Origin of the sequence: Flavobacterium nackdongense (genome assembly GCF_004355225.1) — a bacterium.
Lineage (GTDB): Bacteria > Bacteroidota > Bacteroidia > Flavobacteriales > Flavobacteriaceae > Flavobacterium > Flavobacterium nackdongense.
In genome coordinates, this window is record NZ_CP037933.1 from 2,120,394 (window position 1) to 2,136,749 (window position 16,356).

Below are 16,356 nucleotides of genomic sequence, written 5' to 3' on the forward strand. Positions count from 1 at the left end.
AGATATTATAATTTTGTATTAAAAATTAATTTTTTATAAAATGTTATGATTTTTGGCTAGATACCGCAGCAAAATGCTTGTTTTCAATTATTTAAAAAATAGCAAAAAAAGGTTCGAGAGTCAATTTTGATGACTGTTTTTATTTAAAATAACTCCTTTTTCATATATTCGCTAAAACTAAAAACGCACAATGAACTGGGAACAACTTTTATCACTAAAACGCCAAGGCGACACAAGCAAACGATTACGAATAGAACAAGACGACACGCGCTTGGGTTTTGAAGTGGATTATGATCGCATTATATTCTCGTCGGCTTTCAGAAGTTTGCAGGACAAAACACAAGTGATTCCCCTTTCGAAAACCGATTTTGTGCACACACGATTGACGCATAGTTTAGAAGTTTCGGTTGTAGGACGCTCCATCGGCAGATTGGTTGGCAAAAAAATTATCGAAAAATACCCCCATTTAAAGGCCGTTCACGGTTTTCAGGCGAATGATTTTGGAGCCATCGTTGCGGCAGCTTCATTGGCACACGATATCGGAAATCCGCCTTTTGGTCATTCGGGCGAAAAAGCGATTGGCGAATATTTTTCGATTGGAAAAGGGCAACAATACAAAGACCAACTTTCGGTCAAAGAATGGCAGGATTTAGTCGATTTTGAAGGCAATGCCAATGGTTTTTCGGTACTTACAGCCAGTCGTCCCGGAATTGAAGGTGGATTGCGAATTTCCTATGCAACTCTAGGCGCATTTATGAAATATCCCAAGGAAAGTTTACCCAAAAAACCAACTTCCAATATTGCCGACAAAAAATATGGATTCTTTCAAAATGACAAAGTTTTTTTTCAGGATGTAGCACTGGAATTAGGTATGATTCCCAATAAAGATGGAGAAGACATAGGTTTCGAAAGACATCCATTAGCTTACTTAGTCGAAGCGGCAGATGATATTTGTTACACGATTATCGATTTTGAAGATGGAATCAACTTAGGGCTGGTATCCGAGGATTTTGCTTTAGAATATTTGATAAAACTAGTTAAAGACAGCATCGATGCTGCAAAATACAATACCTTAACCACCAAAGAAGATCGCATTAGTTATTTGCGCGCCTTGGCTATTGGCAGTTTAATCAACGATGCGGTGAAGGTATTTATTGAAAATGAAGAAGCCATTTTAGAAGGGCGTTTCCCGTATGCGTTGACCGATAAAAGCAAATACAAAGTGCAGATGGATGACATCATCAAATTGAGCGTGAAAAACATCTATCAAAGTCGCGAAGTGATTGAAAAAGAAATTGTTGGCTACCAAATTATTCAAACCTTGTTGGACAAATTCATTACCGCTTTCAACAACAAATTCGAAGGAAATTCGTCTAATTATGATAAATTATTACTGAAAATGTTACCTGAAAAATTCTTAGAAGAAAAAGAAGATTTGTACCAAAGACTGCTTCATATTTGCCATTTTGTTTCCCTTTTGACCGATGGAAACGCACTAGAATTATACGAAACCATTAACGGTCGAAAAACCAATTAATCCTTAGAAATTGTAGACCATTCCTATTCCAAGTGCTTGTCTTAGCTGTACTTTGGCGCCTGATTCGACATCTTGACCGTTTATTTCTTCAATCGTTTTTACATCGTCGTCATAAATCAAATGCAAGCCAATGTTTGCTTTGACATATTGATTGACAACAAATTCCAATTGAGCTCTCCATTCTACATCAATGTTTCCGAAGTTGTTGATATAATCCGTATATAAACTCAGTCGGTTTTCTAAAGTGATGTTTTTCCAGACTTCTTTTTTATAATAATTGGTAAATAAAAATCCCATTTCGGTTCTCGACTTTTTTCCTGGACTTATGACATTTCCGTTAGCGTCATAGGTTGCTTCAGTAACCCCAAATGCGCCACTATTGGCGAGTTCTTGATCTAAAACCAAAGTGTTTTTAAGAGTTAGGGGAGATATATAGATGTCAAACACCTTTTTTTTAATATAATAATTAGCTCCAACTCCTAAAAAAGTATACGCTGGCGCAAACGGTTTTGAAATTGCATTATCGGTATTGGGATACTTATATCCGTCGGAAAATTGGGTCTTGAAATTCAACTTTACACTATAATACCAGTGCGAAAGAGTGTCTTTTCGATAACCATATGTTGAGTTGAAACGGAATTCATCATCTGTTTTTCGTAAGTCTAGACCATCTTGTTTGTTAAGACCATACCTAAATCCCATTTCGCTTACCCACTCACTATTCACCTCAGATCGTATTCGAGTAAATTCTCCCTTTAACAATCCCGACACAGAACTAGTTCCCCCTGCATTCCAATTGACAAAGGCAATTTGACTTAAATCAAAGCCAATCATATTTTTGTTTTTCCAATTAGACACTGTCACAGGTATTCTTGGTTGCTTTTTTGTGACTTTAAGCGCCTTAGTTGGCTTTACAACCAATTTTGTTTTTGGAATAAATTTGGCCTCCAAAATAGAATATACCGAGTCTCTAGAAACTTGAATGCTATCCGTAGGAACTTGAATGGTGTCCCTAGAAACTGGAATAGAATCTTTATAAACAGGGACTGGGTTTTGAGAAAAAAGAGGTTTTGAGATTAGCTGGAGTAGAAACAGAAAGAAGAAAAAATAGAACTTCATTGTTAACTTTTTTTGTTGTATTTTTAATAGTTAGAAAACATAATGGATAAGCTTGAAACGTCAATTTTGCAATATTGTTGTAATTCATCAACAGAACCTTGTTCGATGAATTCATCAGGAATTCCAAGTGTAACTATGTTAGAACTGTACTTATTTTCAGCTGCAAACTCAACAATAGTTGTGCCAAAACCACCTTTGATAGCACCATCTTCAATAGTAATGATATCGTTGAAGGTATTGAAAATGAAATGCAACATATTTTCATCCAAAGGTTTTACAAAAGCAAAATCATAATGTGCAAAATTTTCGGGATAATCTATTTCAGCCAATGCCAAAGTCACATTATTGCCAATGGTTCCGTTGGATAGAACAGCGATATTCATTCCATTTTGCAGGCAATTTGCAGTCCCAATTTCAATTTTTTCATACGTCCCGAACTGTCGGGATTGCCAATCCACTATTTGACCACGACCTCGCGGATAACGAATAGCTATAGGATGATTCAAACCCAATTGCGCCGTGTACAATATGTTTCTCAACGCTATTTCATTCAAAGGCGAATAGATGATTATATTGGGAATACAACGCAAATAAGCCAAATCGAAAACGCCGTGATGCGTAGCTCCATCTTCGCCAACCAAGCCCGCTCTGTCCAAACAAAATATGACTGGTAAATTTTGTAAAGCCACGTCGTGAATGACTTGATCGTAGGCTCGTTGTAAAAAAGTGGAATAAATATTGCAAAAAACGACCATTCCTTGGGTCGCCATTCCGGCAGATAAAGTAACGGCGTGCTGCTCGGCAATCCCCACATCAAAAGCGCGTTTTGGAAAAGCGTCCATCATAAATTTCAACGAACTTCCTGACGGCATTGCAGGCGTGATTCCAATAATTTTTTCATTGACTTTTGCCAAATCTAAGAGCGTCAAACCAAAAACATCTTGGTATTTTGGCGGCAGATTTCCATCAGATTTTGGATGGATTTCCCCAGTTGCAGCATCAAATTTTCCGGGAGCGTGGTATTTTACTTGATCGTCTTCGGCTTGTTGTAAACCTTTCCCTTTTGTGGTAATAATGTGAAGGAATTTAGGTCCTTTTACTTCTTTCAGTCTTTTCAATTCCTTGATAACTGCAAAAATATCATGTCCATCAATGGGTCCTGAATAATCAAAATTCAAAGACCGAATCATATTATTTTTCTTCGGGTTTTTCCCTTCTTTCACAGCAGTGAGATAGTTTTTCAATGCACCAACGCTTGGATCAATCCCGATGGCGTTATCATTGAGAATCACCAATAAATTAGCATCGGTAACTCCAGCGTGATTCAATCCTTCGAACGCCATTCCCGATGCTATGGAAGCATCACCAATGACAGCAATATGTTGTTTTTCGAAATCGCCTTTTAAATTAGAAGCAATCGCCATTCCTAAAGCTGCCGAAATCGAAGTCGACGAATGTCCCACTCCAAAAGCATCGTATATACTTTCGCTTCGTTTTGGAAAACCGGAAATTCCGTTCAGTTGGCGGTTGGTGTGGAAATTTTCTCTTCTTCCGGTTAAAATTTTGTGTCCATAAGCTTGATGCCCTACGTCCCAAATCAAGAGATCATTGGGCGTATCAAAAACATAATGCAAAGCAATCGTGAGTTCAACAACGCCAAGGCTTGCGCCGAGATGACCTTCTTTAACAGCCACAACACCAATAATAAAATCACGCAATTCTTGCGCCAATTGCGGAAGTTGTGCTTCATCGAGTTGGCGTAAATCGGTTGGATTGTTGATGTTTTCGAGTATGTTGCTTTTCATTTTAATTTAAAAAGCGAATTTACGATTTTAATTTGAAATTTGTTTTTGAAAGCGTATGACAAATTATATTCTGAACATAATTCTTCCTTAAAATTGGCTAATTCTAATAAATGAGGCGATTATTTTTACTAATCGCCTCAAAAAATGATTATATTTGAGGCGATTAACACAAATAAATGCCTCAATGAAATACAACTGGCAATTACCCGATTGGACAAAATTCAAATATAACGATGCTGTAATAGATGTATTGTGTATGGATTTTGCATTGGAAACCGGGGAGCTAAAAGGACTTGTCGATTCGTTATCAACCGAGATTCAGCAAGAAACTATTTTGCAATTTATGATTTCGGAGGCTGTCAAGACTTCGGAAATTGAAGGCGAATTTTTTAGCCGACAAGATGTAATGTCTTCAATTAAGAAAAATCTTGGCTTTGGAGATTTTGGTCAAATTAGAGACAAAAACGCACAAGGAATTGGAAAGTTGATGGTCACGGTTCGAAATTCCTATGCTGAAAAGCTGACTGAATCCTCAATAAAACAATGGCACGCTATTCTGATGGAATATTCCAAGCGCGTTAATCCTGGCGAGTATAGAAGTGGAGAGGAACCTATGCAAATTGTTTCAGGATCTTATGGTAAAGAAATTATCCATTTTGAAGCTCCGCCATCTAGCCATGTTTCGGTTGAAATGAAAAATTTTATCGATTGGTACACTGATTTTGAAGTAAAACCCACCGATATTAAAAAAGCTTTAGTCAAAACTTCCATTTCGCATTTGTATTTTGAAAGCATTCATCCATTTGAAGATGGTAATGGCAGAATTGGTAGAGCCCTTGCCGAAAAATGTTTGTCGGAATCTTTGAATCGCCCTGTTTTGATGAGTCTTTCAAGTACTATTGAACAGAACAAAAAACAATATTACGAATCCTTAAAGCAAGCTCAAAGAACTTTAGAAATTACAGATTGGATTCTTTATTTTTCTACATTGGTCTTAGAATCCCAGAAAAATGCCAAACAAAATGTACTTTTTACATTAGGTAAAACGAAATTTATAGACCGTTTTAAAAATCAAATGAATGAAAGACAAAATAAAGCTGTTTTGAAAATGTTTGAAAACGGTTTTGCTGGTTTTGAAGGAGGAATGACAGCTTTAAAATATGTTTCTATCACAAAAACCTCGAGAGCAACTGCCACAAGAGATTTACAAGATTTGGCCGAAAAAAGTATTTTGATTCCAAAAGGAGAAGGAAGAAGTCGAAGCTATGACTTGCATCTTTAAGATTGTAGGCATGCTGAAATAAATTGCTAAAAAAAATCCCGATTGCTCGGGATTTCTTATCAATAGTTCCAAATTTTATTTCAATTTCTTTTTGATGGCTACTTCGTGGAAGGCTTCGATAACGTCTCGTTCTTCGATGTCGTTGTATCCTTTTATTTGAATACCACAATCGTAACCTTTGGCCACTTCTTTGACATCGTCTTTGAAACGTTTCAAGGCAACTAATTCACCAGTATGAACGACAACACCTTCACGAATGATTCTGATTTTGGCATTTCTGGCAATTTTGCCATCCATAACCATACATCCGGCAATGGTTCCCACTTTAGAAATTTTGAATAACTCTCTAACTTCGGCAGTTCCAAGCACTTCCTCTTTCATTTCTGGCGCCAACATTCCTTCCATCGCATCTTTCAAGTCGTCGATAGCTGCGTAAATGATAGAATAGTAACGGATGTCGATTTCTTCTTTGTCGGCCAATTGTCTGGCATTTCCAGCAGGACGAACATTAAATCCGATGATGATTGCATCCGATGCAGAAGCCAACATTACGTCGGTTTCAGTGATCGCTCCAACCCCTTTGTGAATGATATTGATTTGAATTTCGTCCGTAGATAATTTAGAGAACGAATCCGATAAGGCTTCAACCGAACCATCCACATCCCCTTTGAGGATGATGTTCAATTCTTTAAATTGACCCAAAGCGATACGACGTCCAATTTCATCCAATGTAATATGACGTTGAGTACGCACAGATTGTTCACGCATTAATTGAGAACGTTTAGCAGCAATTTGTTTGGCCTCTTTCTCGTCTTCGAAAACGTTGAACTTGTCCCCTGCTGTTGCAGCGCCGTCCAATCCTAAAACTGAAACTGGTGTTGAAGGACCTGCCTCTTTCACAACATTACCTCTTTCGTCGTGCATGGCTTTGATTTTACCATGATGTTTTCCGGCCAACATATAATCTCCCACTCTAAGAGTTCCGTGTTGTACCAATATTGTAGAAACATATCCTTTTCCTTTATCCAAGAACGCTTCGACAACGGTTCCTTGAGCTGATTTATTTGGATTGGATTTTAAATCCAACAACTCCGCTTCTAATAATACTTTTTCTAATAATTCTTTAACACCTGTACCAAATTTAGCTGAAATATCGTGCGATTGGATTTTTCCACCCCAATCTTCAACAAGTAAATTCATTCCTGCTAATTTTTCTTTGATTTTCTCTACATTAGCATTGGGCTTATCAATTTTATTGATGGCAAAAATAATAGGAACACCAGCAGCCTGAGCGTGAGAAATCGCCTCTTTGGTTTGTGGCATAATATCGTCATCGGCAGCTACAACGATAATAGCGATATCGGTAACTTGAGCTCCACGAGCACGCATCGCTGTAAAGGCTTCGTGACCCGGTGTATCAAGGAAAGCAATTTTTTGACCATCGTCTAAAGTTACCCCGTACGCCCCAATGTGCTGTGTAATCCCTCCTGATTCACCCGCGATAACATTTTCCTTACGAATATAATCCAATAAAGAGGTTTTACCGTGATCGACGTGACCCATTACGGTCACAATTGGCGCTCTGAAAACTAAATCTTCCTCTTTGTCTTCAACCACTTGAATGGCCTCTTCGATATCTACCGTGATAAATTCGACTTCGTATCCAAATTCATCACAAACAATAGTCAATGTTTCTGCATCCAAACGTTGGTTCATAGTCACCATAATTCCGAGTGACATACAAGTTCCAATAACCTTAGTAATTGGCACATCCATCATAATGGCGATTTCACCAACGGTTACAAACTCGGTAACTTTTATAGTTTTGCTACCTTCGTCTAACGCTCTTTGCTCGTCATCTGATTTTTGACGGTGCGTTTCTCTTTTATCTCTTCTATATTTAGCGGCTTTAGATTTGCTCCCTTTTCCTTGAAGTTTCTCTAAAGTTTCTCTAATTTGGTTTTTAACTTCTTCTTCGGTTGGCTCTACCTTTGCAGTGATTGCTGGTCTGCCTCCTTTTACGAAGCCAGGTCTGGCTCCTCTGTTGGCATTAAACCCACCAGCATTTGGAGTGATTTTATTTGGATTTGGCGCACCCGGAGCTCCAGGAACTGCTGGCGGCCTAGGCGCACCTGGCTTAGGTGCAATCCGTTTTCTTTTGTTTTTATTGGCATTATTAGCCGCACTTCCGGGAGCTCCAGGAGTTCCAGGTTTGTTAGGCGTAATTTTCGGGTCTTCTTTTTTCTTCTTAGGTTTATTAAACTGAGATAAATCTATCGTTTGACCTGTTAATGTAGCGCCCGATAATTTGGTATATTTTGTAGTTATTGTCTCTTCAGCTGGAGTTTCAATTGCCACTGCAGCGACTTTTTTAGGCGCTTCCGCCTCCTGCTTAGTTTCTTTTATTTCGGCAACGGGTTTTGTCTCTATTTTTTCAACAATTGCTTTTTCTGATACCGCTTCTTTCTGTGGAGCTTCAACTGCAACTGGTTCCTTAGTCACAGGTTTTTCTTTAGGAATTTCAACAGCAGGAATTGGAGTTTTTTCAACAACAGCTTGTGGTTTTGGCGCTTCAACTGCTTTTTTAGGATTAAGGTCAATTTTCCCAACGTGTACTGGCCCCGAAATAGACCCTTTGGCTCTAATCACCTCTTGACTTCTGGCGCGTTCCTCGTCTTGTTTACGTTTTTCCTCGATTTCTCGTTCACGTTCCAAACGCAAAGCTTCTTTTTCTTTCAGCTTTTCTTTGCTGACTTCGGATGAAGCCACTTTGTTGCCTTTATCCCCGGCAAATTCTTTACATAAAACGTTATACACGTCGTCTGAAATTTTAACATTTGGATTGGCTTCAATAGCTATCCCTTTTCCTTTCAAACATTCGACTGCTGTTCCGAAAGAAATATTTAATTCTGCTAAAACTTTACTTATTCTAATAACTTTTTCTTCAGACATAAAACCTTTTTAATATTACCTTTTTTTCTCACCTTAACCCTTCCCAATTTGATACGTTACCGCAATGAAGAAAGAAATCAGTATGATGTTTTTTTATTTGTTCCTCACACTAACTCTCTGTTGGAGAGGAAAAATAAGGTTTAAAATTTAATTTTTGAAGAATTGACTAACTATCAAATTCTTCTTTTAGAATTTTCATTACATCTAGAATCGTTTCCTCTTCTAGGTCTGTTCTTCTTACCAAATCATCTACATCTTGATTCAAAATACTTTTGGCAGTATCCAAACCAATTTTTGCAAATTCTTCGATGACCCATTCTTCAATTTCGTCTGAAAACTCTGTTAATTCCACATCATCTTCATCTGCGACAGCACCGGCCACATCACCTTCACGAATAACGTCAAGTTCGTAACCTGTCAATTGACCTGCCAATTTTATATTGTGTCCACCTCGACCAATAGCTTTGGAGACTTCCTCAAGCTTCAAGAATACGTCTGCTCTTTTGGTTTCTTCATTGATTTTGATAGAAGAAACTTTTGCAGGGCTCAAAGCTCTAGTGATATACAATTGAATATTGCTAGTATAATTGATTACATCAATATTTTCGTTTCCTAATTCACGTACGATCCCGTGAATACGAGATCCTTTCATTCCCACACAAGCGCCTACTGGGTCAATTCTATCATCATAAGAATCTACGGCTACTTTCGCTTTTTCGCCTGGAATTCTCACTACATTTTTCACCATAATCAATCCGTCGAAAACTTCTGGAATTTCTTGTTCAAATAATTTTTCTAAGAACTTTTCAGAAGTTCTAGACATAATAATTTGCGGTTTATTGCCTTTCAATTCCACACTTTCGATGATACCACGAACATTGTCTCCTTTGCGGAAAAAGTCAGATGGAATTTGTTTTTCTTTAGGCAAAACGATTTCATTTCCGTCATCGTCGATCAAAATTACTACTCTTGGGCGAACATGGTGTACTTCGGCAGTATAAATTTCGCCAATCAAATCTTTGAATTGTTTGTAAAGATTGGTGTTGTCGTGTTCGTGTATCTTGGAAATCAAGTTTTGGCGCAAAGCCAAAATCGCTCTTCTTCCAAGGTCAATTAATTTGACTTCCTCCGAAACTTCTTCTCCAATTTCGAAATCAGGTTCAATTTTTCTAGCTTCAGACAAGGTAATTTCAAGATGTTCTAAATCCAAATCATCATCGGCAACGATTACTCTTCTTTGCCAGATTTCCATATCTCCTTTATCGGGATTGATAATAATGTCGAAATTATCATCTGAACCAAATTTTTTCTTCAATGCATTTCTAAACACATCTTCTAATATCGCCATAAGCGTTACACGATCAATAAGTTTATCATCTTTAAACTCTGAAAATGAATCGATTAATGCTAAATTTTCCATGCCAACTATTTAATTAAAATGTTACTGTAACAATTGCTTCTTTTATTTCTGTATACGGTATTTCTTGTCTTTTTTGAACCGTTTCCTTCCCTTTTCCTAGTTTTTTGGCTTCTCTGGCTTTCCACGACAAAATTATAAAATTATCATTAGCTTCAACTAATTCTGCTTCAATAGTTTCGGTTGCTAATTTCACAATTAAGGTTCTGCCTACATTTTTTTTGTATTGGCGAACCATTTTCAATGGCGAACCCACTCCAACTGAGGCTACTTCTAGCGAAAAATCTTGCTCTTCGCGGTCCAAATTATTTTCGATTGCGCGACTTATGTCAATACAATCCTGCAAAGCCACACCATTATCGCCATCTAGAGTCACGATAATTTTGAAACTATCTGTAATTGTCAAATCGATCAGAAAAACCGATGGTTTATCGTTCAATCCCTCAATTAATAGGCCGTTTACTTTATCTTTAAATGTCATATTTTATAAAAAGAGGCACGCTATGCGTGCCTCATTATCTAGTTTTTTAATAAATAACTGTGCAAATATAGTGTTATTTTTTATAAATCAAAAATCATGGCATTATGTTGAAAAAAATTTGTAAATTTAATCAAGCAAATTTATTGCTCCTTTTGTCCAATTTTTTAAACACTTATTGTTATGAAACGGATTTTAGTACCTGTCGATTTTTCTGATTATTCAGTTGAAGCGTTAAAAGTAGCCGCTCAACTCGCCCAAAAAAATAATTACGAAATCATACTTTTGCATTTGCTCGAATTACCACATCAAGCTACTGATGCTTTTGGCAATGGCAATAGCATTCCAGAGATCATCTTTTTTAAAAACAAAGCCATTGAAAAGCTCGAAAAACTGATGGATTCTCCTTTTTTGAAAGGCCTTGAGATTTATGAATCTATCGAATTTAAAAAAGTCGACGAAGGCATTATTGATGCTAGCATAAAAAATCACGCAGACTTAATTATAATGGGTTCTCACGGCACCTCGGGATTCAATGAATTGCTAGTGGGTTCGAATACTGAAAAAATCGTACGGTACTCCAAGATTCCAGTATTGGTCATCAAAAAGGGGACGAAAGAGTTCAAGGCAGACCATTTTGTCTTTGCTTCTGATTTTTCAAAAGAGACCAAAAAACCATTTCGCAAAATGCTTGAATTAGCCAAAATATTTAATTCTAAACTTTATTTCGTGACCATTTGCACCCCCGCCTCTTTCAAAACCACCCATCGGACTGAGAAAATAATGGAGGATTATTTAGCCAATTTCGATATTGATAATTATTCTACACATATTTACAATGACACCAACATCGAAAACGGAATTATCAATTTTGCCAATAGCGTTCATGCTGATATGATAGGAATGTGCACGCACGGACGCACGGGTTTGGCTCATTTTTTTAATGGAAGCCTCGGTGAGGATATGGTGAATCACGCAGTGAAACCCGTAATAACATTTAAGATTTGATTTTGGTCTATAATTATAATTGACCCGCTAACAAGATCGTTGTGTCACTATATTGCATAAAAAAACCTCTCTGATTGTGAGAGGTTTTTTTTTGTTGGTCTACTAGGACTCGAACCTAGAAAGACTGCACCAAAAACAGTTGTGTTACCATTACACCATAGACCAATACCGTTGCTGTTAAGCGAGTGCAAATTTAATACAAATTTTAATTTTTACAAATTTTTATTCTTTTTTTATTAAAAAACTTTTATTCGCCTCCATTACACCCCATTTTTTAAAGGGCAATATCACAATAAAACAGTTATGTTTATGGAAATTTTTGTTAATGCAGGTGTCTTTCAATAAAAAAACATTTTCTTTGTAATCGCAAAAAAACTAAAATCTCAGCATCAAAATATGACTACATTTAACTTCAATAAATGGAATACCATCACAGGTTGGTTTGCTTTTTTAATCGCATTACTCGTATACACACTGACAGTTGAACCCACAATGAGTTTTTGGGATTGTGGAGAATATATTGCTACTTCGGCAAAACTTCAAGTAGGACACCCTCCTGGAGCCCCTTTGTTTCAGATGATTGGCGCGTTCTTTTCAATGTTTGCCATTGACAACCAACATATAGCTTTGATGGTCAATATGATGTCTGTATTTTCGAGTGCCTTTACGATTCTATTTATGTTTTGGTCCTCATCGATGATTCTGAAAAAAATAATTTCGCAGTACAGTGAAATAAATAAAAATAATTCCATTGTCATTCTAGGTAGCTCTTTTGTTGGCGCTTTGGCTTATACTTTTTCGGATAGTTTCTGGGCAAGTGCTGTTGAAGCCGAAGTATATGCTATGGCTTCCTTATTTATAGCTTTGCTATTTTGGTTGGGTTTGCGCTGGGAACAAGATATGGATTCTCCTAAAGGCAACAAATGGCTTTTGGTGATCTCTCTGGTAGTTGGACTTACTTTTGGAGTGCATTTTATGGCATTATTAACCATTCCAGCTATTGGTTTTCTTTATTATTTCAAACATTACAAAGAAGTAACCATCAAGAATTTCATTATTGCCAATATTGTTGTGGTGGCTATTTTATTATTTATATTTAAATTATTATTGCCTTTGACGATGGCCTTCTTTGGAAAAACCGAAGTTTTTATGGTCAACGAATTGGGATTACCTTTCGATTCCGGGACGATTTTTGTTTTTTTACTGCTGATTGCTTTCTTTTACTTTAGTCTAAAATACACACGATCCAAAGGACTGATCAAAGCCAACACCTTGATTTTATGCATCCTTTTCATCTTGATCGGTTTTTCGACTTGGATGATGTTACCCATTCGTGCTAATGCCGATACAGTCATTAATGAAAACAAACCCTCGGATGCTCGAGAAGTTTTAGCGTATTATAATCGCGAACAATACGGCTCGAATCCCTTGTTCTACGGACCACAATATACAGAGGCATTTTCAGGTTTAGATAAAGACAATCCCTATTTAGACAAAGCCCCTAACTACGAGAGAGATTATACAACAGGAAAATACGTTATTGTAAATAATTTTAAAAATGCAGAGCAAAATAGCGACGACAATCATAAGACCATTCTTCCTCGATTGTGGAGCGGCGATAATATTGCCAATTACATCAGTTTCTCCAATCCACCTGAATTTCGACTAAACCCTGATTATCCTTATGAGGACGACTTGTCTAAATATGGTGTTGACCCCAGCAAACTTTCGGAAGAGGATTTAGGCCGTGCGACGGCTCAACTCCGAAATGAAATCGAAAAAACGGTTGTCGAATTCCGAAAAGCCTACGCCCAAAAAGAACTCGACAATGATGACTATGTCAAATTCTTGCGTACCTATAGTGATTATTTAATCGTCGAAAAACCAAGCACTTTTGACAATTTGCGATTTATGGCCGAATACCAATTTGGCTATATGTATTTCAGGTATTTGATGTGGAATTTTGTTGGACGTCAAAATGACATTCAAGGAAAATACGACTATCAGGATGGAAACTGGCTCAGTGGGATTACATTTATAGACGAATTGCATTTAGGAACACAACAAAACTTGCCTTCGGACGTGCTGAATAATAAAGGACGCAATGTGTATTTCTTTTTGCCATTGATTATGGGTCTCATCGGAATAATGTATCACGCCAGTCGGGACCGAAAAAGTTTCTACGTCCTTTTAGTTTTGTTTCTTTTTATGGGCCTTGCCTTGAAAATTTACCTCAACGAAAGACCATTTGAACCACGCGAGAGAGATTATGCCTTAGTAGGTTCATTCTACGTTTTCGCTATTTGGATAGGGTTTGGGGTGTATGCCTTGTACGAAAGCGCCCAGAACTATTTGAGTTCAAAAATTGCTGGTCCAATAGTCATTGGTGCCAGTTTAATTGCCGTACCTTTTTTGATGGCGTTCCAAAACTGGGACGACCACGATCGTTCGGGAAAATACACTGCAACCGCATTGGCAAAAGCCTATTTAGAATCCTGTGACCCGAATGCGATTTTATTCACTATTGGTGACAACGACACTTTCCCGCTCTGGTACGCCCAAGAAATCGAACACGTTCGAACCGATGTAAAAATTGTCAATACAAGTCTCTTTATGACCGACTGGTATATTGACCAAATGAAAAGCAAAACCTACGAATCGAATCCCTTGCCCATTTCTTTTACACACGACCAATATGTGGGCGACAAATTAGATTACACTGCTTATATTCCGAAATCAGAAAGTCGTTGGGAAATCAAAGATTTTATCAATTTTATTAAAATCCCAAAATCCACAGTCGAGCTTCAAAACGGACAAACGATTCATTTTTATCCTACCAATAAAATCAGGATTCCTGTTGACAAAAACAACATCATCAAAAACAAAGTTGTATCTGCAAAATACAATGATTCCATTGTTTCCTACATTGACATTGACATCAAGGGCAATGCCTTGTACAAAAACCGTTTGATGATGCTGGACTTGATCGCCAACAACAACTGGAAAAGACCTGTTTATTTTAGTCCCGGTGCTTTTGAGGACGAAGATTACCTTTGGATGAAAAACTACCTTCAACTGGAAGGGATGATTTACAAATTGGTTCCTTTAAAAACGAAAATTGACAAAGACACAAACCCAATGGATATGGGAGGTCTTGATGCCGACAAAATGTATTCTATTGTAATGAAATGGGATTGGGGTAATAGCAAAGGAGACATTTATCACGACCCTGAAACCAGAAAAAACAGCATTTCATACCGCTCGGTGCTGTCCAGATTAATGGACAAGTTAATTGCCGAAGGAAAACTAGACCAAGCCAAAAAAGTAATCGAATTGTCGATTACGGAAATGCCTGTCGAAAAATTTGGTTATTATTCGATGATAGAACCCTTTGCACGCGGCTATTATGAAGTAGGTGAAAAAGCAAAAGCGCAACAATTGCTCAAAAAATTGATTGGAAAATACCACGAAAACTTGAATTATTATGGCACGCTAAGCTCGGCGGATCAAGTCGATTTAGCCGTTGACATCGTTACTGATATCGAACGCTACCGAAGTTTATTGACGGTAATGAAAGAAAGTGGCGATGTGCAAATGTACAACCAAAGCAGACCGGCATTTAATACCTATATTAAAATGTTTGACCGTTTTGGACGAGATAGAGAATAAATTTATTGAATCAAAAACCAAATGTAGCGCTATTACATAATAACGCTACATTTTTTATTGCATTTAAACATTCGAATAATGGATTTCTATTGGGTAAAAACAAACCGTTTTATTAAAAGACTATTTTCCAATTATGTTTGGGAAATCCCCAATGCTGAAAACAAAATCTACCTGACATTCGACGATGGTCCAACGCCCCAAATAACCGAATGGGTTTTGCAAGAATTAGAAAAATACAAAGCCAAAGCAACTTTTTTCTGCATTGGCAACAACATCGAAAAACATCCTCAAATTTTCGAGAAAGTAATTGCTAACGGACATACTGTAGGAAATCACACGTTTGATCATTTGAATGGTTGGAAAACATCGACCGCTAAATATTTAGAAAATAGTATTCAGTGTTCGGCGATTAGTGGTCAGTCTGCAAACCATAAACAACAAACAACAAACAACAAACTCTTCCGTCCGCCTTACGGCAAAATAAAATCCTCACAAGCCAAAAAACTGCGAGAACTAGGCTATAAAATAATAATGTGGGATGTTTTGAGCGCTGATTTCGACACTTCTATTTCGGCTGAAAAATGTACTGAAAACGTATTGAAAAACACCAAATCAGGAAGTATTATCGTTTTTCACGACAGCGTAAAAGGTTTTCCAAGATTGGAATACACTTTGCCTAAAGTTTTAGAAATTTTAACTAAAAAAGGATTTGTTTTTGAAAAATTGACCTAAAAGTGTTCCTGAACCAAATTGATGATCGAATTGGCATCGAGTTCTCCTGATTGTCTCCATATCATTTGACCCCCTTTATAAATCATCAAAGTAGGAAGTCCTTTGATGCGCAATGCTTCGGCTAACTCTTGATTTTTATCCACATCAATTTTGATCACTTTGGCCTTATCGCCCAAAGCTGCGGCAACATCTCTAATTACAGGATGCATCGATACGGATGATTCATTCCAATCTGTGTAAAAATCGATCAACACAGGGACTTGGGTGCTTATAAGTTCTCCAAATTTTGACATAAAACCAATGAATTTAATTTTTTAAATCTATTGAAAAAAGCTTTTATTTTACAAATGTAGCATT

The 16,356-nt window shown here is 37.2% G+C and carries 11 protein-coding genes and 1 tRNA gene; 5 read left to right on the forward strand and 7 right to left on the reverse strand.

The genetic code is table 11. From position 1 onward, the window contains the following. Nucleotides 1–190: 190 nt before the first annotated feature. Nucleotides 191–1,537, forward strand: coding sequence for a deoxyguanosinetriphosphate triphosphohydrolase (locus E1750_RS09055; RefSeq protein ID WP_133276468.1), 1,347 nt, complete (start codon nt 191–193; stop codon nt 1,535–1,537). A gap of 3 nt (nt 1,538–1,540) precedes the next feature. On the opposite strand, the gene E1750_RS09060 is transcribed toward E1750_RS09055, so the two are convergent. Then, nucleotides 1,541–2,656, reverse strand: a complete 1,116-nt coding sequence (locus E1750_RS09060) for a DUF3078 domain-containing protein (protein ID WP_227873863.1) — start codon at nt 2,654–2,656, stop codon at nt 1,541–1,543. Nucleotides 2,657–2,679: 23 nt separating this feature from the next. Next, nucleotides 2,680–4,461: a 1-deoxy-D-xylulose-5-phosphate synthase gene (locus E1750_RS09065; protein ID WP_133276469.1), complete on the reverse strand. Its 1,782-nt coding sequence runs from the start codon at nt 4,459–4,461 to the stop codon at nt 2,680–2,682. Between the two features lie 184 nt (nt 4,462–4,645). On the opposite strand from E1750_RS09065, the gene E1750_RS09070 reads away from it, so the two are divergent. After that, the gene (locus tag E1750_RS09070) at nt 4,646–5,743 is read left to right on the forward strand and encodes a Fic family protein (RefSeq protein WP_133276470.1); all 1,098 of its coding nucleotides are present in this window, start codon (nt 4,646–4,648) and stop codon (nt 5,741–5,743) included. 75 nt (nt 5,744–5,818) lie between these two features. On the opposite strand, the gene infB is transcribed toward E1750_RS09070, so the two are convergent. The 3 genes from infB to rimP all read right to left on the reverse strand — a co-directional run bounded on the left by infB (nt 5,819) and on the right by rimP (nt 10,593). Continuing rightward, complete coding sequence (gene infB / locus E1750_RS09075; RefSeq protein ID WP_133276471.1) at nt 5,819–8,695, reverse strand: translation initiation factor IF-2; 2,877 nt, start codon at nt 8,693–8,695, stop codon at nt 5,819–5,821. A gap of 166 nt (nt 8,696–8,861) precedes the next feature. After that, a complete protein-coding gene (gene nusA, locus E1750_RS09080) occupies nt 8,862–10,115 on the reverse strand; it encodes a transcription termination factor NusA (protein ID WP_133276472.1) in 1,254 nt (417 codons plus the stop codon). 13 nt (nt 10,116–10,128) lie between these two features. Next, nucleotides 10,129–10,593 (reverse strand): ribosome assembly cofactor RimP, encoded by a 465-nt coding sequence (rimP, locus tag E1750_RS09085; RefSeq protein ID WP_133276473.1) that lies wholly within the window; start codon nt 10,591–10,593, stop codon nt 10,129–10,131. A 180-nt stretch (nt 10,594–10,773) separates the two neighbouring features. Here rimP and E1750_RS09090 point away from each other — a divergent pair, with 180 nt between their 5' ends. After that, nucleotides 10,774–11,598, forward strand: coding sequence for a universal stress protein (locus E1750_RS09090; protein ID WP_133276474.1), 825 nt, complete (start codon nt 10,774–10,776; stop codon nt 11,596–11,598). Between the two features lie 94 nt (nt 11,599–11,692). Here the strand turns inward: E1750_RS09090 and E1750_RS09095 are convergent. Further along, nucleotides 11,693–11,763, reverse strand: a tRNA-Gln gene (locus E1750_RS09095). A gap of 231 nt (nt 11,764–11,994) precedes the next feature. Here E1750_RS09095 and E1750_RS09100 point away from each other — a divergent pair. Together E1750_RS09100 and E1750_RS09105 are read left to right on the forward strand one after the other, a co-directional pair. After that, the gene (locus tag E1750_RS09100) at nt 11,995–15,267 is read left to right on the forward strand and encodes a glycosyltransferase family 117 protein (protein ID WP_133276475.1); all 3,273 of its coding nucleotides are present in this window, start codon (nt 11,995–11,997) and stop codon (nt 15,265–15,267) included. 78 nt (nt 15,268–15,345) lie between these two features. Further along, nucleotides 15,346–15,999: a polysaccharide deacetylase family protein gene (locus E1750_RS09105; RefSeq protein WP_133276476.1), complete on the forward strand. Its 654-nt coding sequence runs from the start codon at nt 15,346–15,348 to the stop codon at nt 15,997–15,999. On the opposite strand, the gene E1750_RS09110 is transcribed toward E1750_RS09105, so the two are convergent. Continuing rightward, nucleotides 15,996–16,292, reverse strand: a complete 297-nt coding sequence (locus E1750_RS09110) for a thioredoxin family protein (RefSeq protein WP_133276477.1) — start codon at nt 16,290–16,292, stop codon at nt 15,996–15,998. The two genes, E1750_RS09105 and E1750_RS09110, sit on opposite strands and share 4 nt — an antisense overlap. Nucleotides 16,293–16,356: the final 64 nt, after the last annotated feature.